This is a genomic window from Ralstonia sp. 22086 (assembly GCF_052045975.1).
Taxonomy (GTDB): Bacteria; Pseudomonadota; Gammaproteobacteria; order Burkholderiales; family Burkholderiaceae; genus Ralstonia; species Ralstonia wenshanensis.
In genome coordinates this window covers 1-23,711 of the sequence record NZ_JBQEPZ010000003.1, presented here as the reverse complement: position 1 = coordinate 23,711, position 23,711 = coordinate 1, and the positions used below count along the sequence as shown (strand labels likewise).

Sequence of the window (23,711 nt, the reverse complement as noted above, 5' to 3'; positions counted from 1 at the left end):
TCAAAGCAGGTTTGGAAAATCATCAAAGCATAGCCAGATTATCTTGCTCTTGTTTGATGAAAGAATGGCCCCAATCGATTGACGGTTTTTTCTTTCCTCTTCTCAAGGGAGCATTGGCATGACTTCGAAAACTCTGCAGGACAAGTCGGTGGTGGTGTTGGGCGGTACGGCTGGTATTGGGCAGGCGGTGGCACGCGCGGCGGCAGCCGAAGGTGCGCGCGTGACGGTGTTGGGGCGCTCGGCCAAAGCGGCGGACGGTGTGCATGGCATTGCCGTGGATGCGAACGATACGGCATCGCTGGCGGGCGCGTTGGCACAGGCAGCCCAGTTGTCGCCCAGCGGCAAGATCGACCACCTTGTCATCACCATCGGCTCGCGCACGAGCCCGCCGCCGTTTGCTTCGCTGCAGCGTGCCGACCTTGAGCAGGCCTTCGGCACCAAGTTGTTTGCCGCGCTGATGGCGGTGCAGGCCGCATTGCCGCACCTGGCAGTGCGGGCATCGATTACGCTCACCTCTGGCCTGCTTTCCCGCAAGGCGACGGCGACCGGCTTGCTGCGTGGCTCGATCAATGCTGCAGTGGAAGCCGCCGCCAAGAATCTGGCGAAGGAACTCGCACCGCGCCGTGTCAACGTGATCAGCCCCGGCGTGGTGGATACGGAAGTGTGGGGCGCCCCGGCCGATCGGCAGGCCATGCTCGCGCGCATCGGCAGCGGCTTGCCGGTGGGCCGTGTCGGCACGCCGGAAGACCTCGCCCAAGGCTATCTGCTGGCCATGATCAACGGCTTCATGACCGGCGCCATCATCGACATTGAAGGAGGCGGTTTGCTATGACACCTGACAGCGACTGGACATTCGACCACGTGAACTTTCACGTGGCAGGAGATGCGCCCATCCTGAAATTCTTCGCCGATGTGCTCGGCTGGAAACCGGGGCCGCGTCCGGCGTTTCCATTTCCCGGCACGTGGCTGTACCAGAACGACGATGCGCTGGTCCACCTCGTGACGCAGGAGGGCGACACGCCGGAACTGGTGTTCTCGCATATCGCGTTTCGCACCGGGAAGGTCGCGGCCGATGTGCTGGCCGCCGTGCGCGAAAGCGGCGTGCCGCACCAGGTAAGAAAACACCCCGCGCGGCCTGCCGCACAGATCTTCGTGCAGTTGCCGGGCGGGGTGGTGCTGGAGCTGGAGGCGCCAATGTCCGGTCCGCTGGAAGCGGCGCGCGAGTACGAGAAGCCCGCTACGGAGTGAGGCGCAACATCATGCGCCGGCCTGCTGGGCGTACTTCCAGCCCAGTTCGGCCATCGGGCGGGCGCGCTTGCCCGCTTCCATCGCCTGCGCCGAAGACGCCGTGCCGTCCACCACGCGCTTCATGATCCCCTGCAGGATGCCGGCAATGCGGAACATGTTGTAGGCGAGGTAGAAGTTCCAGTCGCCCGTGATGCGGCGGCCGGTGCGTTCTTCGTATTGGCGGATGTACTGGGCTTCTGTGGGGATGCCGAGTGCGGCAAAGTCCAGACCCGCGACGCCGCGGAACTGCCCCGGCTCGATGTGCCAGCTCATGCAGTGGTAGCTGAAATCGGCGAGCGGGTGGCCGAGCGTCGACAGCTCCCAATCCAAGATGGCGAGCACACGTGGCTCGGTCGGGTGGAAGATCAGATTGTCGAGCCGGTAGTCGCCGTGAACGATGCTGGTGATTTCCTCGGCTTCCTGCGGCACGTGCTTGGGCAGCCATTCAATCAGGTTGTCCATGGCCGGAATCGACTCGGTTTCCGACAGCTTGTACTGCTTGCTCCAGCGCTCGATCTGGCGCGCGAAATAGTTGCCGGGCTTGCCGTAATCGGCCAGGCCGATGGCGGCGTAGTCGACCGTGTGCAACGCAGAGATGACGCGGTTCATTTCGTCATAGATGGCAGTGCGCTCGGCAGGCTCCATGCCAGGCAGCGCCTGATCCCACAGCACGCGGCCCTGCACGAATTCCATGATGTAGAAGGCGCGGCCGATCACGGCTTCGTCTTCGCACAGTGCGACCATTTTCGCGACCGGGACGTCGGTTTTCGCCAGTGCATCCATCACCCGGTATTCGCGTTCGATGGCGTGTGCGGACGGCAGCAGCTTCGCCTTCGGGCCGGGCTTGGCGCGCATTACGTAGGTGCGCGACGGCGTGATCAGCTTGAACGTCGGGTTCGACTGACCGCCCTTGAACTGCTCCACCGTGAGCGGGCCTGCAAAGCCTTCAACGTGTTCGCGCATCCACGCCTCGAGCGCGCCGATGTCGAACTTTTGCTGATCCGCTACCGGGCGCGTGCCCTCGAAGGCCGAGAAATCCTGCTGGTCCGTCTGTGCCATGGGTGTGTCTCCGAATCTTGTTGTGTATCGAGGAAAGTTCAGGTCGGTTGGCGATGGCGAAGGTACTGCTGCAGCAGCACTTCCATCGTCGTCAGGCGCGAGCCGACATGCGCGGGCGAGGGCGCCGAGAAATTGCTCATGCGCACCACCCAGTCGGTCGGGGTATCGCCCACATCGAGTACGTTGATGCAGCCGGCGGTCTGCGCGAGGCTGCCGAAGAACACGCGCTCCCCGCCGGTGATGGCGTGCGAAAGGATCGCGCGGTTGGTGCCGCCATGCAGCACCAGCAGCACGGTGTCCCAGTCGGTTTGCGCGCGCAGCTGGGCGATTGGCGGAATCACGCGGTCAAGAAATTCGCCGATGCTCTCGCCATTGAGGAAGCGCCGGTCTTCGGCCACCGTGCCTTCAAACGCGCCGATGAAGGCTTGCGCGAGTTCGTGCTCGGGAATCTCCGCCAGCTTGCCGCCGCGGATTTCCTGCAGATCGGGCCATTCTTCAAGCGCGATGCCGCGTTCCTGCATCGCGGGCATCTCGGCCAGCACGCGCTGTGCGGTTTCGACCGTGCGCGGCAAGCCGCTGACGATCACGCGGTCGAAGACGATGTTCTCGGCGGCGAAGATCTTGCCGGCTGCGGTGGCTTGGCTGCGGCCGAGTTCGTTCAGTGGTACGGCCTCGGGTAAGGGAACGGGGCGGCCGGTGTCGTCGAAGTACGTGACCGCGCCGTGACGCATCAGGTAGACGCGGCGGCGGTTGGGTGTTGGGAAGGGAACCATGCGAGCCGGAAACTAGCGGTATTGGGGTTTGCGCTTTTGCAGGAAGGCGGAGATGCCTTCGTTGCCGTCAGCGTGGTGCAGGGCTTCGACAAAGCTGTGCTGTTCGGCTTTGAGGTGATCGTGCAGCGAGGCGTCTTCGGCGTGGGCGATCAGGCCCTTGATCCGGCCGACGGCATGCGGCGATTGCGCGGCGAGTTTTTCCGCCAGCGCCAATGCCTGGTCCAGCGCCTCGCCGGGCTTGACCACCTCATTGATGAGGCCGAAGTGCGCGAGCCGCTCCGCGCTGACGGGCTTGCCGAGCATGATGATTTCGCTCGCCAGCGGACGCGGCAGGAAGCGTGCGATGTGCCACGAGCCACCGCCGTCCGGGGTGAGCGCGACGTTCACATACGCCATCACGAACTTCGCATCCGATGCGGCAATCGCAAAGTCGCACGCCAGCACCAGTGAGAAACCCGCGCCTGCCGCTGGGCCTTCCACTGCGGCAATCACCGGCTTGGGAAACGTGCGGATCGTCTCGATCCAGTGGTTGAGCGCGTCGATGCCGTCTTCCTGCACGCTTCGCGGCTTGCTGCGGTTTTCCAGCAGGCGGTTCAGGTTGCCGCCCGCGCAGAAGGCATTGCCGGCGCCCGTGAAGATGACAGCGCGGATCTCGTTGTCGTTGGCGGCGCGGTCCAGCGCTTCCATCGACGCGGTGTACATCACCGGGTCCAGCGCGTTGCGCGCGTCAGGGTTGGACAGCGTCAGCACCAGCGTCGAGCCGATGCGTTTGGAGAGCAATTGCGCGGTCATGGCGGCCTCGTCAGGGTAAGCGGCAATCAGGCGTCAGGCATCAGGCGTAAGCAACGACATGCCCAGACGGGCACGGCGCAGCAACCACGGGCTCGGGCGATAACGCGGGTCCCCATAGAGCGCGTAGAGGTTCTGCAGGACTTCAAGGATGGCGTTCGTGCCGAGCGTATCGCCGAGTGCCAGTGGCCCTTGCGGATAACCGAGGCCCAGCGTGACGGCGAGATCGATGTCCGTGGGCGTGGCAATGCGCTGCTGGGCGATGTCGCACGCGATGTTGACGATGCACGCAACGATGCGCTGCGCGACAAAGCCACCCGAATCGCGGATCACCGTGACGGGCACGCCATCGGAGGCCAGCAAGCCGTGTGCGGCATCGCGATAGGCTGCGTCGGTGGCGGGTGTGGTCATCAGCGTGCGGCGCTTGGTGGCGGCAAACGGATAGAGTGTGTCGAGCGCCACGGTGCGGCGTGCGTCGAGCCCTTCGGCGGCCACGCAGGCCGTGGCGTCGAGCCCCCGTGGCGTGACGATGATCAGTGCGTCGGCGGACGGTTTGGAACCGCCTTCGGGCGTGATGCCCAGATCGAGCAACAGGCGCTGCGCTGCGGCGTGGCCGGCGTCATGCGCGCGGCTGATCCACACCGAAGATGGGCGCGAAGTGGGTGCAGGCGCCTCAGCCGGCACCTGCTTCTGTCCTTCCGGATAGCGGTAGAAACCTTCGCCCGTCTTGCGGCCCAGGATGCCGCCGGCAAAGCGCACCGCCGTGATCTGCGACGGACGATAGCGCGGCTCGTCGTAGAACTGGCGGTAGACCGATTCCATCACGGGATGCGAAACGTCTAGCCCCGTGAGATCCATCAACTCGAACGGCCCCATGCGGAAGCCGGCCTGCTCGCGCATGATGGCGTCTATGTCCGCATACGCCGCCACGCTTTCCTGGGCCACGCGCAGGCCTTCGGTATTCATGCCACGCCCCGCGTGGTTGACGATGAAGCCCGGCATGTCGATGCAGCGCACGGCGGTATGCCCCATGCGCTTGGCGAGTGCGGCCAGGGCGTCGCCGGTGGCGGGCGCGCTGCGCAGGCCGTCGATCACCTCGACCACCTTCATCAGTGGCACCGGGTTGAAGAAGTGGAAGCCCGCGACGCGTTCGGGGTGCTTGCATGTGGCGGCAATCGCCGTGATCGACAGCGATGAGGTATTCGACGCGAGGATGGCATCCGCCCGGACGATGTCTTCGAGCTGGCGGAAGAGGTCGCGCTTGACGTCGAGCTTTTCGACGATGGCCTCGACCACGAGATCGCAGTCCGCCAGATCGATGAGCGCGCCCGCAGGAACGAGCCGCGCGACGGTGGCGTCGGCTTCCTCCGCCGTCATCTTGCCCTTGGTGGCCAGCTTGGCGAGCGTATCGGCCAGTGCAGTGCGCGCCGCTTCCACGGCCTGCGGGTTGGCGTCGAACAGTTTGACGCGCAAACCGGCCTGGGCCGCGATCTGCGCAATGCCGCGCCCCATGGCGCCGGTGCCCACAATCCCGATAGTCTGCATATGAAATCCGCTGCGATCGAAAGAAGTCTGGCTAAAATAGCACGAGCGTGCGATTTCTGGCATCCGCACCGACCATAACGGACGGCCAAATTACCAAGGAGACGGCTTCATGCTGACGCTATACGGTTTTTCTGCGAGCAACTACTACAACAAGGTCAAGCTCGCGCTGATGGAGAAGGGGATTGCGTTTGAGGAATCGCTGCGCTGGCCGGACCAGACCGACGGTGAGGTTTCGCCGCTGCACAAGGTGCCGTATCTGGTGGGCGAGGATGGTGGAATGTGCGAATCGCAGGTCATCCTCGATTATCTGGAAGCGCGCTACCCGCAACATCCGCTGATTCCGGCTGATCCGTTCAAGGCGGCCAAGGTGCGGGAGATCGTGACGTTCCTGGAGCTGCACCTGGAGCTGGTCGCGCGCCAGCTGTTTCCCGAAGCGTTCTTCGGCGGCAAGATCAGCGACAACCTGAAGGTGAAGGTGCGCGAGCAACTGCAGAAGAACATCCCGGCGGCGGCCCAGCTGTTCAAGTTCGCGCCGTATGTGGCGGGCGACACGTTCACCATTGCGGACTGCGCGGCCATCGTGCACTTCCCGCTGGTCAGCCAGGCCACCAAGATCATCTACGGTGAAGACCTGCTGGCGCAGGTCGAGGGCGTCAAGCCCTACCTGGCCCAGATGGCGGAAAACCCCAACGTGCAGAAAGTGCGGGCAGACAGCAAGGCCAATCTGGAGCAGATGCTGGCGCACTACGCCAGCAAGCGCTGATCGGCTCCTGCCTTACTTTCTTACACCTTCGACAAACGCTCCAGGGCAACTTGGAGCGTTTCGTCTTTCTTGGCGAAGCAAAAGCGCACCACGCCCGATTCGTGCGGCTGCGAGTAGAACGCCGACACGGGAATCGCTGCCACGCCAATCTCGCTGGTGAGCCACTTGGCGAACTCGGCTTCGGGCAGGTCGGAGATGGCGCTGTAGTCGACGCACTGGAAGTACGTGCCCTGGCAGGGCAGCAACTTGAAGCGCGTCTTCTCGAGCCCCGCGCGGAACAGGTCGCGCTTGTGCTGGTAGAACGCCGGCAGCTCCAGGTACGGGCGCGGATCCGCCATGTAGTTCGCCAGGCCGTGCTGCATTGGCGTGTTGACGGTGAACACGTTGAACTGGTGCACCTTGCGGAACTCCGCCATGAGTGCGGCGGGCGCGGCCACGTAGCCGACTTTCCAGCCCGTTACGTGATACGTCTTGCCGAAGCTCGACACCACGAAGGCGCGCCGCGCCAGCTCCGGAATGCGCGCGACGGACGCATGCTGCACGCCGTCGTACACCATGTGCTCGTACACCTCGTCTGAGAGCAGCAGCACGTTGGTGGGTGCCAGGATCTCGGCCAGCTTCTGCATGTCGTCCGCATGCCAGACCGTGCCGGTCGGGTTATGCGGTGTGTTGAGCATGATCAGGCGCGTGCGCGGCGTGATGGCCGCGGCGAGCGTGTCGAACGGGATGCGGAAATCCGGCGCGTTCAGCGTGATCGGCACGACCTTACCGCCCGCCAGTTCAATCGACGGGATGTAGCTGTCGTATGTCGGCTCGAAGACGATGACTTCATCGCCCGGATGCACGCAGCACAGCACCGTCGTCAGCAGCGCCTGTGTGGCGCCGGCGGTGATGGTGATCTCGCGGTCGGCATCGTAAGCGTGGCCGTACAGATTGGCGATCTTCGCGGCGACGGCCTGGCGCAGCGCGGGCACGCCGGTCATTGGCGGGTATTGGTTCAGGTCCGCGCGCATGGCGTCGGAGACCGCATCGACGATGCGCGGGTCGCAATCGAAATCCGGAAAGCCCTGGCCCAGGTTGACGGCCTGCTTTTCCGCGGCAAGCGCCGACATCACGGTGAAGATGGTGGTGCCGACATTCGGCAGCCGCGACGGCGGCGGGGCGATCGGTGCGAGCGATTCAACAGTGGTCATGACAAGACGGCTTCAGGCTTGATTCGGGATAGCAGCAAGGGGTGCGTTTTCCAACTGGACCAGCGCGACGAACTGCTTGGGCGGCAGCACCGCCACGTCGCAATACTTGGCCATGCGGCGCTTGAGCTTGAGCACGGCGCGGTCCTTGGAAACGAGATAGGCAACGTCGGCGGCATCGGCCAGCGCGAGAAATTTCTGGTCGTCGCGATCCTTGCAGCGCGGAACGAACGCTTCGCCTTGCACGCGGGGGGCTTCTTCAGGATCGGCAACGGACCGTGTCACGCGATCGACCCACGCCAGGGCGGCTTGCGCGTCGACGGCGTAATGCGCGAATTGCGGGTAATCCAGCACGCGCCGCAGTTCTTCACGGCAGGCGGGGCTGATGATGGCGTCCAGCCGGCCGGCTTCCAGAGCAGCGCGGATCGGGCGGGCAACCGCATCGTCGAAGATCAGGATGTCGACCCAGATGTTGGAGTCCAGCACCACGCGCGGGGCCGGAGCCTGGGTGGAGTGGGCGAGGGCGGCAGCGTCTGCCATTCGATACAATTCCAGACTTGTGAACCGCGATTCTGACATGATCATCGTCCTCTCGCCGGCCAAGTCGCTCGACTACGACACGCCGCCGCGCAACAAGACCCACACGCTGCCCGATTTCATCGCGCGCTCCGCAGAACTCATTGAAGTGCTTCGCAAGCTGTCGCCGGCCCAGATCGGTACGCTCATGCACATCTCCGACCCGCTGGCGGCGCTCAATGCCACGCGCTATGCCGATTGGTCGCCCGAATTCACGGCCGAGAACAGCAAGCAAGCGGCGCTCGCCTTCGACGGCGACGTCTACGGCGGACTCGACGCCAATTCGCTGGCGGTCGACGATCTGCAGTTCGCGCAGAAGCATCTGCGGATTCTGTCGGGGCTGTATGGCGTGCTGCGTCCGCTCGACTGGATGCAGCCGTATCGCCTCGAAATGGGCACGCGCCTTGCCAATCCGCGCGGCAAGGATTTGTACGCCTTCTGGGGCGACGACGTGACGCTCGCGCTGAACAAGCTCTTCAAACAGGACGACGACCCCGTGCTCGTGAACCTTGCCTCGGAAGAGTACTTCAAGGTGGTGCGGCCCAAAGTGCTCAAGGCGCGCATCGTCACACCGGTTTTTGAAGACTGGAAGAACGGCCAGTACAAGATCATTTCGTTCTACGCCAAGCGTGCGCGCGGCCTGATGGCGCGCTACGCGATCGAGCACCGCATCATCGATCCGCGCAAGCTCAAGGCGTTCGATGTCGATGGCTACGCCTTCGCCGCTGCCGATTCCGACGACGAGCGCTGGGTCTTCCGCCGCAAGCTCACCTGATGACAGGATCCGACATGACCCCCACTCAACCGCACATCTCCAGCGCGTTCGACAGCGGCGCCATCGAAATCGTCGATGCCGCCCGCGCCGATGCCGTCCGCCTGCGAATTCGCCGCGATTCGCACGCCGACTTCACCCAGTGGTTCCACTTCCGGCTACAGGGTGTGCGGGGCCAAGCCTGCAAGCTCGCGCTTGAAAACGCCGGCGAATGCACCTATGCCTCCGGCTGGAAGGACTACCGTGCCGTCGCCTCGTACGACCGCGAGCACTGGTTCCGTGTACCGACCCGCTATGACGGCAAGACGTTGACCATCGAGGTGACGCCCGAGCATGACAGCATCTGGTTTGCTTACTTCGAGCCGTACTCGGATGAGCGCCACCTTTCGCTCGTAGCCGCAGCGCAGACGAAGCCCGGTGTGCGCACGCAGTGCTTGGGGCAAACGGTGCAGGGCCGCGACATGACCAGCATCACCGTCGGCGAACCCGGCCCCGGCAAGAAGAACGTGTGGATCATCGCGCGTCAGCATCCGGGCGAGACGATGGCCGAGTGGTTCGTCGAAGGCCTGCTTGCGCGGCTGACGCGTCAAGGTGTCTGGGGCGGCGATCCGATCGGCCGTGTGCTTGCCGAGCGCGCCGTCTTCCATATCGTGCCGAACATGAATCCGGACGGCTCGTCGCTGGGCAACCTGCGCACCAATGCGGCCGGCGCCAACCTGAACCGCGAGTGGATGGAGCCCGACGCACAGCGCAGTCCCGAGGTGCTGGCAGTGCGTCAGGCCATCGAGCAGACCGGGGTCGACCTGTTCTTCGACATCCACGGCGATGAGGCGCTGCCGTATGTGTTCGTCGCGGGCAGTGAAATGTTGCCGGGCTTTACCGATGCACAGCGCGCTGATCAAGACCGCTTTGTCGCGGCGTTCCTTCGCGCGTCACCGGATTTCCAGACGCGGTACGGCTACGAGGCCAGCAAGTACAACGAAGACGCGCTTAAGCTCGCTTCCAAGTACATCGGCCACACGTATGGCTGCCTGTCGTTGACGCTCGAAATGCCGTTCAAGGACAACGCCGACCTGCCCGACCCGCGCGTGGGCTGGGACGGCGCCCGCAGCGCCGCGTTGGGCGCGGCCATGCTGCAGGCGATCCTGGAGTATCTCGGCTGAAGAAAAACGCCGCGCCGCCTGGGTTGGCGGCGCGTTGCGCTTAGTTGGAGGACGACTTCTTCGTCGTCTTTTTGGCCGTCGACTTGGCGGTGGATTTGCTTGCGGTCGTCGACTTTGTCTTGGCCGTGCTGCTGCCCTTGGCGGACTTGGCCGTCGCTTTCGTCGAGGCCTTGCCCTTGGCCGCGCTCTTGCCGTGTGCCGCCGCACTGGTCGTGCAGCGATGGCCGCGGCGGCAGTGCGTGCGCGCTTTCGACGACGAAGGTGCAGCGGCTGGCGCGGCGAACGGCTGGCCATTGGCGTCGAGCAGCTCATACGCCAGCATCATCCCTTCGTCATACCCGCAGCGCACGCGCACCGGCTCCCACTGGTCATTGCCCGTGCCGCGCTTATGCACGGCGGCATTGAAGCTGACCACGCTGGACACCTTGATCGCGCCTTGCTTGCTGGACGAGAAGCGGGAGTCCCACGGTTCGACCTTGGCTTGGTCGTTGGAGAGCGCGCCGGTTGGCAGGCGGAACTGGTCGAAATTGGTTGAGCGCGGGATGATCCAGCTCGCATGTGCGGCACAGTCTGCCACGTCGGGCCGGGCACCTTCCGATTGAATCAGGCGGTCGCGGGTTTGTGCGCGGTATTCGGACAAGCTCATCTTGTCCTTGGAGGGCAGATTGACCGTCGTTGTGCCGCTGCTATTGGTCGAGTCGAAGACGATGGGCGGCGTGGTCGGTACGGGCTGGGTGGCCGGCTTGGCTGGCGCGGCAGGGGTGCTCGGCGTGGCGTTGGTGGCCTGGGCCGACGCATCGGTCGGTTCAGTCTGCAGGTTGGAGCAGGCGGCCAGCAAGGCGACGACGCCGAGACAAAGTAGTTTGGGTCGCAACATCACGAGTTACAGGGTGTCGGCGTGGAAATCGCCATGATAGAGGAAAGCTAAGGATGAAAGTTCCTGCTAGTTACCCCAATGCGTCCCCAATGCGGCACATCGAGCGAATTTGCTGTAACAGCGCGTTACGGCCAGCTGTTGGTTACCAAGTCATCGTCATTGCTTGGTGAACAGCCACGCGAGCGACCATTCGTCGGTGCGTGCCTCGTAGCGGATGCCCTTGCGCATGGCCCACGTGGCCAGTTGGTGATGCGACGGGATGATCGCGTAGTCTGTCTGGGCAAAGCGCGCCGCGGCCTTGGCGGCCTGCTCATGTGCCTGTTCGCTCGAGACCGTCGACAGCGATGTCTGCACCAGCTTGTCCAGTTCCGGATTGCTGTAGCGGCCCCAGTTCCACGAACCATAGCCGGTTTTCGGGTTGGGTGTGCCGAGAATGCTGCGCAGCGCCACATCGGCCGCCACCGAGCCCCAGCCAAGCATCATGAACGAGAACTCGCCCTGACGCGCGCGCGAGAAATACGCCGCCACCGGCAGCGTTTCCACCTTTGTCTGGATGCCGATGCGCGTGAGCAGCTGTGCGGTGGTTTGCGCGACCTGCGCATCATTCAGATAGCGGTTGTTGGTGGCGTGCAGCGTGAGTCCGAAGCCGTCCGGATAGCCCGCCTCGGCAAGCAGCTTTTTCGCACGAGCCGGGTCATAGGCAATCGGCTTGCCGCCAGGATGTCCGAAGATCTGCGGCGACACGATGCTCGATGCGACCACGCCCTGGCCTTCCAGCACGCGGCTGACGATGGCATCGCGGTTGATGGCCAGTGCAATGGCCTCACGCACGCGATGGTCCTTGAGAGGGTTCTTGGCGAGCGGCTTGCCGGCCTTGTCAGTCACGAACGGCGACACATCGCGGCTCTGGTCCATCTGCCAGAAAATCGTGCGCCACGACACCTGTTGTTCGAGGTGGAACCTCGGGTCCTGCTTGATGCGTGGCACGTCTGCAGCCGGCACGGCCTCGACGACATCCACATCGCCCGAAAGCAGCGCGGCCGTGCGCGCGGCATTGTCGGTGATGATCTTGAAGGTCACCTTGTCCCACTGCGGCACGCGGCCCCAGTAGTGCGGGTTCTTCTTCAACACGATTTCCTGCCCGCGCGTGAAGTGGTCGAACAGGAACGGCCCGGTGCCGATCATGGCGCGGCCAGCATCGAAGTCCGCCTGCGCCGCGTTGGCCACTTTCTTCGGGATGATGGGCAGGCTGTTCAGATCGTTCGGGATGCTCGCGTAATTGGGCGTCGACAACTTCAGCCGCACCGTGAGTGGATCGACGATCTGTACGTCGGTAATTGACTTGGTATAGCTGGTGAACGGGCCGGGGCTGTTGGTCAGGCGCGCCGGACGCTCGATGGATGCCTTCACGTCTTCGCCGGTGAACGGCGTGCCATCACTCCACTTCACGTTGGGGCGGAGCTTGATCTCCCACGTGTTGGCGTCAATGGGTTTCCACGAAGTGGCAAGGCCGGGCGTGTAGCGGCCGTTCTTGTCGAGGAAGACCAGCGATTCGAAGATGTGCAGCGCCATGGCGTTGTTGGGGCCGGCATTGTTCCATTGCGGGTCCATCGACGTGACGTCGGCGGACAGGCCGATGCGCAGGTCATCGGCTTGCGCGGCGAACGGCATCGCGGCGGCCGCAGCCAGCGCGCAGGCGGCAAGGTTGCGGATCAGGGCGCGGATGGGAACACACAAGAGGGGACGGGTTGTCATCGGGGGGCTCCTGGGGTTCGGGCGGTGATGCCATGTGGCGGAAGATCGTCATTGTGCCGCAGCCCGGCCGGGCACGTGCGACGCAAACCGACAATCAATATGAACGATGGCGGAGCAATAAAAAAGCCACCCGGAGGTGGCTTTGATCACGCGCGTCGCCGTCAGTGGAACAGCGGCTGTTGGGTCGGCGCGTCTTCCGGCATTTCTGCGTGGACGATTTCGGCCGCGCGGTCTGCGTAGAGCGGGGCGCCGCAATCTTCGCAGTACTCGGGTTCGAAGAGCTGGCCGTGGCGGAAGATGTCTTCGATGCCGCAGGCGCGCAATTCATCGCAAATTTGCTCGAGCGGACTGCCCGGTTCGCCTTCCGCGGTGACATCCGTGGCGCCGCCATCGCGGCCGTACACCGGCCAGACGATGCCGTAGATGAGTTCTTTCTCGCCACGCACCGTGAACGCTACGCGGTATTCCTCGATCTGCTCTTCGCCGAACGCGCCGATGATGGCGCCGAAGCGGTTGGCCGGCATATCCAGCGCGCCCTGCAGGTAATTGACGGCGGCGCGTACGGTCAGTGGGCGAATCTGCTTGTCGGACTCGCGGCACGACAGGAAGAAGGCGTCCGGCAGAAGCAGGTCGAACTCGCAGCCGGGCATCAGTGTGGAGATGGTTGGCGTGACCTGCTCGCGCCATTGCTCCAGGCAGGCGGAGCGCTCTGCGTGGTGTTCCTTGGCGTCTTCCTGCCAACGGAACAGCGCCTGGCCGTGCTGCGCCACGACGATTGCCACCAGATACCGCGGATCGGCCAGGATGGGCGCCGTCTCGGGCATGTCGCGTAGTTCGACCTTGGCCGGCTGGCCCGACAGCGCATACGCGGCCAGCTTGTGCGTGAGCGCAAAGGTGTCGGAGTGCGTGCGCGGCAGTTGATCGATGCTGTACAGGTAAGGAGCCAGCGCCACGCGGGCGTTGGAAGCCATCACGTGCGCCTGCAGGTGTACCTGCAGCGTTTGCGCCATCTCGGGCTTGATCGTGCCCGACGGGATCATGTAGCGCGTGTGTGCCAGGATGGGCGCCGCGATCAGCAACGCATCATATTCGACGCCACCGGAGCTGAGGATGGCCGATTCGGCCAGTGTCTCGGCCTGTTCGGCCAGCACGTCGGACGCTTCCTCGTTGTGTTTGAAAAGATGGTCTAGCGCGGCGTCGAGCGCGGTCTGGCTGCCGTTCTTGAGCAGCCGGGAAAGACGTTCGGACAGCCTTTGTTCCCAATAGACGTCTTCGATGCGGCTGCCTGACGCGTCGAGCGCCAGCGCATCGGCCACCAGCCGTTCTGCATCGGGGGAAAGACGTTGGGGAGCCTTGGAGCGGAATCCTGCCATGCTGTGCCGTACCGGTCGTTGGAACAATGAAAGGGGCGTTATTTTACCCTTGGACGCTACTGCGCGACGCCTATTACGAAACCCATAGGGCGAAAACGTTAAGGCTTGGCCACAGGAGCCGACGCTTCCGCTGCGACACTGCTCGTGGCCGCAGGTACGGAAGCCGGTGTGGGTTCCGATGCAACTGGCGCGCTGGCTGGTGCCACGTGCGTCGTGGCGACGGGCTCCGAAGCGGCCAGCGGCGGGGGCGGAGGAACGGGCGCGGCTGTTACAGCAGGGGCTGTCGAGGCTGGGGCCTGGGCGTCGGTTTGCGGTGCCTTGATCAGGATGTAGAACACGGCAGCCGCCACGACGACGAAGGCTAGTACCACTTGGGCCATGGGTGCGGGACTCCAGCAATGAAACGATCAGGCGAGGACGGGCGGCAATTTCGCCATCAACAGGGCGAGCACGTCACGCGGCCTATTCGGCACACTGTACCAAAGCCTGCTCGCCGATTGGAGCATCGTCACCTTGTTTGATTCGGCAGGCAATAAAAAAACCGGCTCCGAAGAGCCGGTTTCCGTCCTGCACCAATGCAGCGTAACGGCGTGAAGCTTAAGCCGCCAGCAGCTGACGCAGCACGAACGGCAGGATGCCGCCGTGCTTGTAGTAGTCCACTTCGATCGGCGTGTCGATGCGCAGCAGCACTTGTGCACGCGTCGTCTCGCCATTGGCGCGATGGATGACCAGGGTGACGTCCTGTTGCGGCTTGATTTCGCCATCCAGGCCTTCGATGTCGAAGGTCTCGTCGCCTACGATGCCCAGCGACTGTGCCGAGTCATTGCCCTTGAACTGCAGCGGCAACACGCCCATGCCGACCAGGTTCGAGCGGTGGATGCGCTCGAAGCTGCGTGCGATCACGGCCTTCACGCCCAGCAACTGCGTGCCCTTGGCGGCCCAGTCGCGCGAGCTGCCCGTGCCGTACTCTTCGCCACCGAACACGACCGTCGGGGTGCCGTCGGCGATGTACTTCATAGCGGCGTCGTAGATCGACATTTGTTCGCCGCTCGGCTGGAACAGCGTTTCGCCACCTTCCACGCGTGAACCGTCGGCCTTGGCCGGGATCATCAGGTTCTTGATGCGCACGTTGGCGAACGTGCCGCGCATCATCACCTCATGGTTGCCGCGGCGCGAGCCATAGCTGTTGAAGTCGGCCTTGAGCACGCCGTTGGCCAGCAGGTACTTGCCGGCGGGCGACGTTTCCTTGATCGAACCGGCCGGGGAGATGTGGTCGGTCGTCACGGAATCGCCGAACACGCCGAGCGCGCGTGCGCCCTTGACCGATGCCGAGGCGGCGGCCGGCGTCATGCCAAAGCCTTCGAAGAACGGCGGCTCGGCGATGTACGTCGACTTCGGCCAGTCGTAGACCTGACCCTTCGTGCCCTTGACGTTGGCCCACAGCTTGGACGGCTTCTTGACCTGTTCGTAGTTCGTGCGGAACGTGTCGGCGTTCATCGCGAACTTCATCAGCTTGGCGATCTCGTCCGAGGTCGGCCAAATGTCGCCCAGATAGACGTCGCGGCCCTTCTTGCCCTTGCCGACCGGCTCGGTCATCAGGTCGCGCGTCACGTTGCCGGCGATTGCATAAGCGACCACCAGCGGCGGCGAGGCCAGGAAGTTGGCGCGGATGTTCGGGTGGATGCGCGCTTCAAAGTTACGGTTGCCCGACAGCACGGCGGCGGCCACGATGTCGTTCTTCACGATGGCTTCGTTCAACTCCGGCGTCAGGTCACCGGCGTTACCGATACAGGTCGTGCAGCCGTAGGCCGTCACGCCAAAGCCGAGCTTTTCCAGATACGGAAGCAGGCCGGCGGCTTCCAGGTACTTCGTCACCACGCGGCTTCCCGGGGCGAGCGAGGTCTTGATGTGCGGCGCGACCTCCAGGCCGGCTTCGACAGCCTTCTTGGCCAGCAGGCCCGCCGCCAGCAGCACGCTCGGATTCGAGGTGTTCGTGCACGAGGTGATGGCCGCGATCAGCACGTCGCCGCTCTTCACGTCGACGCCGTTGGTGGTCGTGAAGGTCTTGTCGAGGTCTTCCGATTTCTTGTTGAAGCCGTTTTCAGCAACCGGCTTGGAGAACAGCGACGAGAACGTCGACTTCACGTTGCCGATTTCGATACGATCCTGCGGGCGCTTCGGGCCAGCCAGCGACGGGGCCACCGTGCCGAGGTCCAGCGTCAACGTCTTGGTGTAGTCGATTTCGCCGGCCTTCGGCACGCCGAACAGCTTTTGTGCCTTGAAGTAGCTTTCGAACGCGGCGATTTCTTCCTTCGTGCGGCCCGTGCCCTTGAAGTAGTCAATGGTCTTGTCGTCCACCGGGAAGAAGCCCATCGTGGCGCCGTATTCCGGAGCCATGTTGCCGATGGTTGCGCGGTCCGGCAGCGACAGGCTGGCGGTGCCTTCGCCGAAAAACTCGACGAACTTGCCGACGACCTTCTCCTTGCGCAGCATTTCGGTGATCGTGAGAACGAGGTCGGTGGCCGTGCAGCCTTCGCGCAGGCGGCCCTTCAGCTCCACGCCCACGACGTCCGGCGTCAGGAAGTACACCGGCTGGCCCAGCATGCCGGCTTCCGCCTCGATGCCGCCCACGCCCCAGCCCACCACGCCAATACCGTTGATCATGGTGGTGTGGCTGTCGGTGCCGACCAGCGTATCCGGGTAGTACACGCCGTCTTTCTTATGGACGCCGCGTGCCAGGTACTCCAGGTTGACCTGGTGGACGATGCCGAAGCCAGGCTGCACCACGCCAAACGTGTCGAATGCCTGCATGCCCCACTTCATGAACTGGTAGCGCTCGTTGTTGCGCGAGAATTCCAGCTGCATGTTCAGGTCCAGCGCCTTCTTCTCACGGAAGTGGTCAATCTGCACCGAGTGATCCACCACCAGGTCGACCGGCACCAGCGGCTCGATCTTCTTGGGGTTCTTGCCCATGCGCTCGGCCACGTTGCGCATGGCGGCTAGGTCAGCCAGCAGCGGCACACCGGTAAAGTCCTGCAGCACCACGCGGGCTACCACGAACGGGATTTCATCAACGCGCTCGGCGTTGGGCTTCCAGTTGGCCAGTTGCGCAACGTGCTCTTCGGTCACCTTCTTGCCGTCGCAGTTGCGCAGCACGGACTCGAGCACGATGCGGATCGACACCGGCAGGCGCTCGATCGCCACGCCCAGTTCCTTGCCCAGTTGCGGCAGGGAGTGGAACTTGCCGGTCTGGCCGCCGTTGATCTTAAATTCCTTGAGTGTTTTTTTCAGATTGTGGGGCATGGCATGACTCCAAGGCTTGAGGATTGCGCGGGGTGCCGGGGCGCCCCTTGCGGATACATCAAATCGACAAAATCAAATCACGTACAAACCGACAAACGCGTTGACCGGCCTGGCTTCTGACCGGTCGGGTAATCCGCCACGACACCGCTGAACGGCTTGCCGCCGCTGATGCGGGCGGTGATGCCATGGGCGATCGCACGCTTCTTGGCGTCGTGGTCATTCGTGGTGAAAGGCTGATCGTCCACGCGGGCAATGGTCATGTGCAGCACATGGGTGCGCTGGCCGCGGGCGACGGAATCTTGTTGATCTTCGATTGGCTTGCGGCCGAAGAGGGGCGTGCCTGGAGCCGTCGTGCCCGTCGTGCCATCTGACAGGACGGTCCCAGACACAAAAGGCCCACGGAGCCCGGCGCATCCGGGCAAGGTCACATCGTCGACGATGGCCTTGCCCAGATTCGTGCGGAGGTTCGCAACTGGTGCGGACATGAGCGGCTCCTGTGGGCCTCTTGTGCGATATTGCGTTACTGCTGGGCCGGTAGCACTGCGCCCGGAGCAGGGGCCGGGGCGGGGGCAGGGCTGTCCGGCGCCATCAGCGGCAGGCCGGCCGGAGCGCGCAGGGCGCCCGCTTGCGTCGGGGCCGGTGCGCCGGCAGCCATTTCGGCGGTCTGGCACTCATCGGCCAGGCGGTGGCCTTCGTTGCGGTCGAACAGCATGGCCTTGGCCGGGATCACCACCAGATCCATCCCGGTCTTCTGGTCGAAGTAACGGTCGGCGCCCGTGCGGGTCATCTGGCGCGGCAGCAGGTAGTTCTTGCCCTTCCAGTACATCGTAATGATCTGATCGCGCGCCATGTCGCCCTTGAGGTACATCTCGTTGCCAAGCTCGCACTTCCATTCGACGCCTTCCGGCTTGACGGCAGCAACAGGCGCGGCCTTCTTGGCGGCATGCTTCTTGGTCCAAGTCTTCTTGGCGGGAGCCTTCTTGGTAGCCGACTTCTCTGGGGCCTGAGCGGCTGCATATTGCGATGCAGCCAGCGAGAGAACGCCAGCACAGGCGCCCACGATGAATTTGTTCATAGGGTTTCCTTCGGTAAGACAGAGTGGGGGAGGCGGCTGCCAGGCCACGAGATGCCACGGCATTTCGCACACCGGCCGGTATTTTGACCGATTTGGACGCCGCGCCCAACGTTCTGTTACATGCTTGCCCGACCGCTCCGCCAAAAGGGGGTGTCGTGCTTGCGCCAGCGCCGTTTTTCGGGTTGTTCCCGGGCAGCTTGCCCCCGCAGTTTTGCCTTCCGTTCTCCTTGTTTGCGTTGGTGTGGATCTTGGCCCGGCTCAACCGCGATTCTGTGCGAAGAGCGCGTCCAACTTGGCTTCGTAGTCGTGGTAACCAATGCTGTCGTATAACTCCATGCGCGTCTGCATGGTGTCGACGACATTTTTTTGCGTGCCATCGCGGCGTATGGCAGCGTAGACGTTTTCCGCGGCCTTGTTCATCGCGCGAAATGCCGACAGCGGATACAGGATCATCGATACGCCTGCGGAGGCCAGCTCATCGCGCGTGAAAAGCGGCGTCTGCCCAAATTCGGTGATGTTTGCCAGCACCGGCACCTTCACCGCGTCGACAAACTTGCGGTACATCGACAGTTCTGTCATTGCCTCAGGAAAGATCGCGTCCGCGCCGGCTTCCACGCAGGCCACGGCACGTTCGAGGGCGTGGTCGAAGCCTTCGACGGCCAGGGCATCGGTGCGCGCCATGACGACAAAGCTGGCGTCGGTGCGGGCATCGACGGCAGCCTTGATGCGATCGACCATCTCGTCCTTCGAGACGATCTCCTTGTTGGGCCGATGACCGCAGCGCTTGGCGCCGACCTGGTCTTCGATATGCATGGCCGCGGCGCCAAACTTGATGAGCGATTTGGTCGTGCGCGCCACGTTGAATGCCGAAGCGCCAAAGCCCGTGTCGACATCCACCAGGAGCGGTACGTCGCAGACATCGGTGATGCGGCGGACGTCGGTCAAAACGTCGTCCAGGCCCGATATGCCGAGATCCGGCAAGCCCAGCGAGCCCGCTGCCACGCCGCCGCCCGACAGATAGATCGCGCGATAGCCGGCGCGCTTGGCCAGCAGCGCGTGGTTTGCATTGATGGTGCCCACCACCTGCAGTGGCGATTCATCGACCAGCGCCTGGCGGAAGCGCGCTCCTGCGCTGGCTTGGGTGTTTGTCGTCATGGCGAATCTCCTTTCTCTGCACGTCACGCGAAGAAGCGCGCAACGGCGTCGGCCGGCATCTCCACGCCGGTGGTGTGCGCCCGTTGCAGCACGGCCCACCAATAGCGATAGCTTGCGCGGTCATGCAGCCGGCCCTCGTGCTGGATGGGCCCCCAGGAGGCGTCCTGCGCGGCCGCAAGAATGGCGCCCGCGCGTGTCACTTCTTCGTGCGATGGGCGGAATGCGGAAACGATTGGCGCGATCTGGTCTGGATGGATGCTCCACTTGCGCAGATAGCCGAACTCGTTGCGGGCACGGGCGGCATCGGCGCCGGCTCGGTCGGGGTGCTTGATGTCAGTGCTGACGTTGTGCGACGGCACCTTGCCGTGCGCGTGGCAAGCGGCGGAAATCTCGGCAAGGGCGCGGCGGATCAGAGGATGCTCGAACTGCTCTGGCGAGCCCATTGCCGCACCGGGAATCGCGCCGTTGTGCGCCGAGACAAAATCCATCAGGCCGAAGCTCAGGCATTCCACCTGCACCAGCGCGGCGATATCGAACACCTGCGCGAGCGCGCCATGCGTTTCGATCAGCACGTGGATCGGCAGGTGCCTCGCAATGCCGGCCGCCTTGGCGGCTTGGTTGACGCGATCGGTCACACGCGCGACTTCCACGACGTCACGGACCTTTGGCACGGTCACGTAGGCGAGGCGGCGGCCCGCAAGGCCGACAAGGATGTCGACGTCCTGCGTCCATGCGTCGTGGTTCGGATCGTGGATGCGAACGCCAACGCGGTTGAAGCGGTTGTCGTCGCTGTTGATGAGCGCGGCGGCCAATTCGGCATGTGCGCGTTCCTGACCGACGGCGGCGCCGTCTTCGCAGTCAAACGTGATGTCGAAAACGGGGCCAAGGGCTTGTTGCAGGGCGAGCGACTTGCGCATCAGTTTTTCTGCGCCCGCGTAGTGGTCGCAGACCGGCAATTGGGCCGGCAGGGCATCGTCCTGGAACAAAACCTCGGTGGGGTGCACGGGCTGGTATCGGTTCTGCGGCGCTTGTGGCGCCTGTGTCTTGATCGGAGTGCAGGTGTAAAAAAACCGGAGGGGTCGCTGCCGATCCGCTCCGGTTCTTTCTTAGATCATGCGGATTACAGCAGATGCTGCACGCCCGCACGCTCGCCTTCCAGCTCGTCGAGCGTAATCTTGATCTTGCCTTGGCTGTACTCGTCGATTTCCAGGCCTTCGACGATCTTGTACTTGCCGTTTTCGGTGGTGACCGGGAAGCCGAACATCACGTCCTTCGGAATGCCGTATTCGCCGTTCGACGGGATGCCCATCGTGACAATCTTCCCGTTGGTGCCGAGCACCCAGTCACGCACGTGGTCGATGGCGGCGTTGGCAGCCGAAGCAGCCGACGACAGGCCGCGCGCTTCGATGATGGCGGCGCCGCGCTTGCCAACGGTCGGCAGGAACACGTCGTTGTTCCACACCGGGTCGTTGATCATGTCCTTGACGCTCTTGCCGTCGATCGTGGCGTAGCGATAGTCGGCGTACATCGTCGGGCTGTGGTTGCCCCACACGAACAGCTTTTCGATGCTCGAAACCGGCTTGCCGGTCTTGGCGGCGATCTGCGACAGGGCACGGTTGTGGTCCAGGCGCAGCATGGCGGTGAAGTTCTCACGCGGCAGGTCCGGCGCCGACTTCATGGCGATGTAGGCGTTCGTGTTGGCCGGGTTGCCGACCACCAGCACCTTGACGTTGCGCGAAGCAACGGCGTTCAGTGCCTTGCCTTGTGCCGTGAAGATCTGGGCGTTGGCCGACAGCAGGTCCGCACGTTCCATGCCCGGGCCACGGGGGCGGGCGCCCACCAGCAGAGCCACGTCGGCGTCCTTGAATGCGGTCATCGGGTCGGAGTGCGCTTCCATGCCAGCCAGCAGCGGGAATGCGCAGTCTTCGATCTCCATCATCACGCCCTTGAGCGCCTTCTGGGCCTTCTCATCGGGGATTTCCAGCAGTTGCAGGATGACGGGTTGATCCTTGCCCAGCATTTCGCCGGCGGCGATGCGGAACAGCAGGGCGTAACCGATCTGTCCAGCAGCGCCGGTCACTGCGACGCGCATGGGTGCTTTTGCCATGAGAACTCTCCAAACGGTAGTGAAAGCGGATCGCACTGCGCGCGGCGCGCATCCCAGCAGGATGTCGGTGCAGCCTCGCAGGCATTGCCGGCAACGGTCGGCGCCTCGTGGGCGGTCGGCTCAGAAACGGCAAGAGCCTCGCAGTTTACTGCGTCCGCATGACGATGTGGAAACACACTGCAATTGACCTTTGAGCCGTTGTGGCGTGTCGTGGGGGCCGTCGCCCGGAACAGGCGCGAGTGTAGGTCTGGCCTTGCCGGAAAGTCAATGAATCTTCTGTCTTATATAAGACATAAGACATTCTATAAACGGGCTGGACGCCTTTGTCGCTTTTGTGGTGAAATCGGCAGTTATGTCGAGCACACCCAGCCCTCTATCCGCTGCGATGCCGCCCCCGGGCGGCGAAGGCGGCGCATCGCCCGCTTCTTCGGGCGGCGCGGGCGGCTCTCCCACGTTCAGCCCGTTGTATCAGCAGATCAAGACGCTGATCCTGCAAAGCCTGCAGGCCGGCGAATGGAAGCCGGGCGAGATGATCCCCAGTGAGATGGAATTGGCGGCCCGCTACAAGGTCAGCCAGGGTACCGTACGCAAGGCGATCGACGAACTGGCGGCCGAAAACCTCGTCGCGCGGCGCCAGGGTAAGGGCACCTTCGTTACCACGCATTACGAAGAGGGCGTGCAGTTCCGGTTTTTGCGTCTGATGCCGGAGCAGGGCGAACAGCACTATCCGAGCAGCCGTGTGCTGGAGTGCAAGCGCATGCGCGCCCCGGCCGAGATCGCCCGCCTGCTCGAACTCAAGGCCGGCGACAGCGTCGTGCAGATCCGCCGCATCCTGTTCTTTTCGGGTGAGCCGACCGTGCTGGAAGAAATCTGGCTGCCGGGCGCGAGTTTCAAAGGGCTGACGGCTGAAAAACTGACCGAGTGGAAGGGCCCGATGTACGCCTTTTTCGAGGCGGAGTTCGGTGTGCGCATGTTGCGTGCCACCGAGCGCATCCGTGCAGTGGCGGCTGACGCGACCACGGCTGAATTGCTCTCGGTGGCGGCTCAATCGCCGTTGCTGTCGGTGGAGCGCGTGTCGCATACGTTCGGCGACAAACCGGTGGAGATACGTCGTGGCCTGTACGTCACGACGCGGCACTTTTACCAGAACGAATTGAATTGACGACGCGCTGCCAGGCCCGATTCGTGCGGCCCGTTGCGACTTCGACTGGGTCTGGGGTTGTGCGTCGCGCAACAGCGTATTGCGCGGCATGAAGGCAGTGTAGAGAGGACAATCGGCCCCCGTATCACGCCACTGGCAGGCGAGGGCAGGAAGCACAAAAGTGGAGCGCGTCGCATGGAATTAATGGTGCGCTGCGCAACAAAAGCGCGCTAAAATCTCGCGGATTTGTGCAAAGCTGTTTTGTTTGTTGATTAGCCAATTGGGGTCTGACCATGGCAGAAGCCATCAAGAAAGCCAGGCCGGTATACAGGAACATCGGTGTGGGCGACATCGCCCGTTACCGCTTGCCCTGGGCCGGTAAGGTGTCCATCTTGCACCGTGCCAGCGGTGCGTTGATGTTCCTTCTTCTTCCGTTCGTGCTGTACTTGTTCGAGCAAAGTCTCACGTCGGAAATCAGTTTCGCCAAGTTCTCGGCGCTTCTGTCCAACGGTTTTGCCAAGGTCGTCGTCCTTGCCCTCATCTGGGCATACCTGCACCACTTCTGCGCCGGCATCCGTTACCTGATCCTCGATCTGCATATCGGCATCGACAAGGCCTCGGCCTCCAAGTCGGCTGTGAGCGTGCTGATCGTCAGCCTGCTGCTGACCGTCGTGTTCGGCGCCAAGCTGTTCGGCCTGTTCTGAGGAATCCGCAATGGCACAAAACAATATTGGTCCCAAGCGCCTCGTTGTCGGCGCGCACTACGGCCTGAAGGACTTCCTCGCGCAGCGCGTCACCGCCGTGATCATGGCGGTGTACACCATCGTGCTGCTGGCTGCGTTCCTGCTCTCCAAAGACACGTCTTACCAAAGCTGGGCGGGGCTGTTCTCCAACCAGTGGATGAAGATGCTGACGTTCCTGGCGTTCGTGTCGCTCACGTATCACGCCTGGATCGGTGTGCGTGACATCTGGATGGACTACGTGAAGCCCGTGGCAGTGCGTTTGACG

Annotated in this window: 24 protein-coding genes; 8 read left to right on the top strand and 16 right to left on the bottom strand. The window is 63.4% G+C overall.

Annotated features, from left to right (window positions below; translation table 11 throughout):
* The first annotated feature begins 118 nt into the window (after positions 1–118).
* Both ACTJK6_RS13255 and ACTJK6_RS13250 read left to right on the top strand, forming a co-directional pair.
* On the top strand, positions 119–832 hold the full coding sequence (locus ACTJK6_RS13255; protein WP_440839340.1) for an SDR family oxidoreductase: 714 nt from the start codon (positions 119–121) through the stop codon (positions 830–832).
* The gene (locus ACTJK6_RS13250; protein ID WP_440839339.1) at positions 829–1,248 is read left to right on the top strand and encodes a glyoxalase; all 420 of its coding nucleotides are present in this window, start codon (positions 829–831) and stop codon (positions 1,246–1,248) included. Before ACTJK6_RS13255 ends, ACTJK6_RS13250 begins: the two co-directional genes overlap by 4 nt.
* A gap of 9 nt (positions 1,249–1,257) precedes the next feature.
* On the opposite strand, the gene ACTJK6_RS13245 is transcribed toward ACTJK6_RS13250, so the two are convergent.
* The 4 genes from ACTJK6_RS13245 to ACTJK6_RS13230 are packed head-to-tail and all read right to left on the bottom strand — an operon-like array spanning position 1,258 to position 5,516.
* On the bottom strand, positions 1,258–2,346 hold the full coding sequence (locus tag ACTJK6_RS13245; protein WP_440839338.1) for a phosphotransferase: 1,089 nt from the start codon (positions 2,344–2,346) through the stop codon (positions 1,258–1,260).
* 38 nt (positions 2,347–2,384) lie between these two features.
* Positions 2,385–3,119: a histidine phosphatase family protein gene (locus ACTJK6_RS13240; protein ID WP_440839337.1), complete on the bottom strand. Its 735-nt coding sequence runs from the start codon at positions 3,117–3,119 to the stop codon at positions 2,385–2,387.
* Between the two features lie 12 nt (positions 3,120–3,131).
* Positions 3,132–3,911 carry an oxepin-CoA hydrolase, alternative type gene (locus tag ACTJK6_RS13235; protein ID WP_260801808.1) on the bottom strand — a complete coding sequence of 260 codons (780 nt, stop codon included), beginning with the start codon at positions 3,909–3,911 and terminating at the stop codon, positions 3,132–3,134.
* Between the two features lie 33 nt (positions 3,912–3,944).
* Positions 3,945–5,516 (bottom strand): 3-hydroxyacyl-CoA dehydrogenase, encoded by a 1,572-nt coding sequence (locus tag ACTJK6_RS13230; protein WP_440839336.1) that lies wholly within the window; start codon positions 5,514–5,516, stop codon positions 3,945–3,947.
* 46 nt (positions 5,517–5,562) lie between these two features.
* On the opposite strand from ACTJK6_RS13230, the gene ACTJK6_RS13225 reads away from it, so the two are divergent.
* The gene (locus ACTJK6_RS13225; protein WP_440839335.1) at positions 5,563–6,216 is read left to right on the top strand and encodes a glutathione S-transferase; all 654 of its coding nucleotides are present in this window, start codon (positions 5,563–5,565) and stop codon (positions 6,214–6,216) included.
* Between the two features lie 20 nt (positions 6,217–6,236).
* Here the strand turns inward: ACTJK6_RS13225 and ACTJK6_RS13220 are convergent, their stop codons facing one another.
* Both ACTJK6_RS13220 and ACTJK6_RS13215 read right to left on the bottom strand, forming a co-directional pair.
* Complete coding sequence (locus ACTJK6_RS13220) at positions 6,237–7,409, bottom strand: pyridoxal phosphate-dependent aminotransferase (protein ID WP_440839334.1); 1,173 nt, start codon at positions 7,407–7,409, stop codon at positions 6,237–6,239.
* Positions 7,410–7,421: 12 nt separating this feature from the next.
* Positions 7,422–7,946, bottom strand: a complete 525-nt coding sequence (locus ACTJK6_RS13215) for a putative toxin-antitoxin system toxin component, PIN family (protein WP_440839333.1) — start codon at positions 7,944–7,946, stop codon at positions 7,422–7,424.
* A 37-nt stretch (positions 7,947–7,983) separates the two neighbouring features.
* Between ACTJK6_RS13215 and yaaA the strand changes: the two genes are divergently transcribed.
* Positions 7,984–8,757, top strand: coding sequence for a peroxide stress protein YaaA (gene yaaA, locus ACTJK6_RS13210; RefSeq protein WP_440839332.1), 774 nt, complete (start codon positions 7,984–7,986; stop codon positions 8,755–8,757).
* A 14-nt stretch (positions 8,758–8,771) separates the two neighbouring features.
* A complete protein-coding gene (locus tag ACTJK6_RS13205) occupies positions 8,772–9,917 on the top strand; it encodes a M14 family metallopeptidase (RefSeq protein WP_316869748.1) in 1,146 nt (381 codons plus the stop codon).
* A gap of 40 nt (positions 9,918–9,957) precedes the next feature.
* Here ACTJK6_RS13205 and ACTJK6_RS13200 read toward each other — a convergent pair whose 3' ends face one another.
* From ACTJK6_RS13200 to ACTJK6_RS13155, 10 genes are all read right to left on the bottom strand, one after another.
* On the bottom strand, positions 9,958–10,794 hold the full coding sequence (locus tag ACTJK6_RS13200; RefSeq protein WP_316879040.1) for a BspC domain-containing protein: 837 nt from the start codon (positions 10,792–10,794) through the stop codon (positions 9,958–9,960).
* 156 nt (positions 10,795–10,950) lie between these two features.
* Entirely contained in the window at positions 10,951–12,549 is a 1,599-nt protein-coding gene (locus ACTJK6_RS13195) for an ABC transporter substrate-binding protein (RefSeq protein ID WP_260801802.1), read from the bottom strand.
* A 161-nt stretch (positions 12,550–12,710) separates the two neighbouring features.
* Positions 12,711–13,922, bottom strand: a complete 1,212-nt coding sequence (locus ACTJK6_RS13190) for a DUF2863 family protein (protein ID WP_045206230.1) — start codon at positions 13,920–13,922, stop codon at positions 12,711–12,713.
* A 98-nt stretch (positions 13,923–14,020) separates the two neighbouring features.
* Positions 14,021–14,302: a hypothetical protein gene (locus ACTJK6_RS13185; protein WP_440839331.1), complete on the bottom strand. Its 282-nt coding sequence runs from the start codon at positions 14,300–14,302 to the stop codon at positions 14,021–14,023.
* A 217-nt stretch (positions 14,303–14,519) separates the two neighbouring features.
* Positions 14,520–17,225 carry an aconitate hydratase AcnA gene (acnA, locus tag ACTJK6_RS13180; RefSeq protein WP_260801799.1) on the bottom strand — a complete coding sequence of 902 codons (2,706 nt, stop codon included), beginning with the start codon at positions 17,223–17,225 and terminating at the stop codon, positions 14,520–14,522.
* Positions 17,226–17,302: 77 nt separating this feature from the next.
* Positions 17,303–17,710, bottom strand: coding sequence for a 2-methylcitrate dehydratase (locus ACTJK6_RS13175; protein ID WP_440839330.1), 408 nt, complete (start codon positions 17,708–17,710; stop codon positions 17,303–17,305).
* 35 nt (positions 17,711–17,745) lie between these two features.
* Complete coding sequence (locus ACTJK6_RS13170) at positions 17,746–18,300, bottom strand: hypothetical protein (RefSeq protein ID WP_440819170.1); 555 nt, start codon at positions 18,298–18,300, stop codon at positions 17,746–17,748.
* Between the two features lie 258 nt (positions 18,301–18,558).
* Complete coding sequence (prpB, locus tag ACTJK6_RS13165) at positions 18,559–19,455, bottom strand: methylisocitrate lyase (RefSeq protein WP_440839328.1); 897 nt, start codon at positions 19,453–19,455, stop codon at positions 18,559–18,561.
* 23 nt (positions 19,456–19,478) lie between these two features.
* Positions 19,479–20,459: an HpcH/HpaI aldolase/citrate lyase family protein gene (locus tag ACTJK6_RS13160; RefSeq protein WP_260801796.1), complete on the bottom strand. Its 981-nt coding sequence runs from the start codon at positions 20,457–20,459 to the stop codon at positions 19,479–19,481.
* Between the two features lie 116 nt (positions 20,460–20,575).
* Positions 20,576–21,562, bottom strand: coding sequence for a malate dehydrogenase (locus ACTJK6_RS13155; protein WP_024975343.1), 987 nt, complete (start codon positions 21,560–21,562; stop codon positions 20,576–20,578).
* A 352-nt stretch (positions 21,563–21,914) separates the two neighbouring features.
* On the opposite strand from ACTJK6_RS13155, the gene ACTJK6_RS13150 reads away from it, so the two are divergent.
* The 3 genes from ACTJK6_RS13150 to sdhD form a co-directional block, all read left to right on the top strand.
* Positions 21,915–22,724 carry a GntR family transcriptional regulator gene (locus ACTJK6_RS13150; RefSeq protein ID WP_232040413.1) on the top strand — a complete coding sequence of 270 codons (810 nt, stop codon included), beginning with the start codon at positions 21,915–21,917 and terminating at the stop codon, positions 22,722–22,724.
* Positions 22,725–22,996: 272 nt separating this feature from the next.
* Positions 22,997–23,407, top strand: a complete 411-nt coding sequence (gene sdhC, locus ACTJK6_RS13145; protein ID WP_232040412.1) for a succinate dehydrogenase, cytochrome b556 subunit — start codon at positions 22,997–22,999, stop codon at positions 23,405–23,407.
* 10 nt (positions 23,408–23,417) lie between these two features.
* On the top strand, positions 23,418–23,711 hold a 294-nt coding region (gene sdhD, locus ACTJK6_RS13140; protein WP_440839327.1), incomplete at its 3' end, for a succinate dehydrogenase, hydrophobic membrane anchor protein.

What these genes read in the sequence shown, in the direction of transcription:
- ACTJK6_RS13190 (WP_045206230.1), bottom strand. Translation starts at nt 13,922, where the DNA reads ATGGCAGGATTCCGCTCCAAGGCTCCCCAACGTCTTTCCCCCGATGCA.
- acnA (WP_260801799.1), bottom strand. Translation starts at nt 17,225, where the DNA reads ATGCCCCACAATCTGAAAAAAACACTCAAGGAATTTAAGATCAACGGC.
- ACTJK6_RS13225 (WP_440839335.1), top strand. Translation starts at nt 5,563, where the DNA reads ATGCTGACGCTATACGGTTTTTCTGCGAGCAACTACTACAACAAGGTC.
- ACTJK6_RS13150 (WP_232040413.1), top strand. Translation starts at nt 21,915, where the DNA reads ATGTCGAGCACACCCAGCCCTCTATCCGCTGCGATGCCGCCCCCGGGC.
- ACTJK6_RS13155 (WP_024975343.1), bottom strand. Translation starts at nt 21,562, where the DNA reads ATGGCAAAAGCACCCATGCGCGTCGCAGTGACCGGCGCTGCTGGACAG.
- ACTJK6_RS13185 (WP_440839331.1), bottom strand. Translation starts at nt 14,302, where the DNA reads ATGGCCCAAGTGGTACTAGCCTTCGTCGTCGTGGCGGCTGCCGTGTTC.
- prpB (WP_440839328.1), bottom strand. Translation starts at nt 19,455, where the DNA reads ATGACGACAAACACCCAAGCCAGCGCAGGAGCGCGCTTCCGCCAGGCG.
- ACTJK6_RS13215 (WP_440839333.1), bottom strand. Translation starts at nt 7,946, where the DNA reads ATGGCAGACGCTGCCGCCCTCGCCCACTCCACCCAGGCTCCGGCCCCG.
- ACTJK6_RS13175 (WP_440839330.1), bottom strand. Translation starts at nt 17,710, where the DNA reads ATGTCCGCACCAGTTGCGAACCTCCGCACGAATCTGGGCAAGGCCATC.
- ACTJK6_RS13200 (WP_316879040.1), bottom strand. Translation starts at nt 10,794, where the DNA reads ATGTTGCGACCCAAACTACTTTGTCTCGGCGTCGTCGCCTTGCTGGCC.
- ACTJK6_RS13245 (WP_440839338.1), bottom strand. Translation starts at nt 2,346, where the DNA reads ATGGCACAGACGGACCAGCAGGATTTCTCGGCCTTCGAGGGCACGCGC.
- ACTJK6_RS13235 (WP_260801808.1), bottom strand. Translation starts at nt 3,911, where the DNA reads ATGACCGCGCAATTGCTCTCCAAACGCATCGGCTCGACGCTGGTGCTG.
- ACTJK6_RS13250 (WP_440839339.1), top strand. Translation starts at nt 829, where the DNA reads ATGACACCTGACAGCGACTGGACATTCGACCACGTGAACTTTCACGTG.
- yaaA (WP_440839332.1), top strand. Translation starts at nt 7,984, where the DNA reads ATGATCATCGTCCTCTCGCCGGCCAAGTCGCTCGACTACGACACGCCG.
- sdhC (WP_232040412.1), top strand. Translation starts at nt 22,997, where the DNA reads ATGGCAGAAGCCATCAAGAAAGCCAGGCCGGTATACAGGAACATCGGT.
- ACTJK6_RS13170 (WP_440819170.1), bottom strand. Translation starts at nt 18,300, where the DNA reads ATGAACAAATTCATCGTGGGCGCCTGTGCTGGCGTTCTCTCGCTGGCT.
- ACTJK6_RS13195 (WP_260801802.1), bottom strand. Translation starts at nt 12,549, where the DNA reads ATGACAACCCGTCCCCTCTTGTGTGTTCCCATCCGCGCCCTGATCCGC.
- ACTJK6_RS13230 (WP_440839336.1), bottom strand. Translation starts at nt 5,516, where the DNA reads ATGCCAGAAATCGCACGCTCGTGCTATTTTAGCCAGACTTCTTTCGAT.
- ACTJK6_RS13240 (WP_440839337.1), bottom strand. Translation starts at nt 3,119, where the DNA reads ATGGTTCCCTTCCCAACACCCAACCGCCGCCGCGTCTACCTGATGCGT.
- ACTJK6_RS13220 (WP_440839334.1), bottom strand. Translation starts at nt 7,409, where the DNA reads ATGACCACTGTTGAATCGCTCGCACCGATCGCCCCGCCGCCGTCGCGG.
- ACTJK6_RS13255 (WP_440839340.1), top strand. Translation starts at nt 119, where the DNA reads ATGACTTCGAAAACTCTGCAGGACAAGTCGGTGGTGGTGTTGGGCGGT.
- ACTJK6_RS13205 (WP_316869748.1), top strand. Translation starts at nt 8,772, where the DNA reads ATGACCCCCACTCAACCGCACATCTCCAGCGCGTTCGACAGCGGCGCC.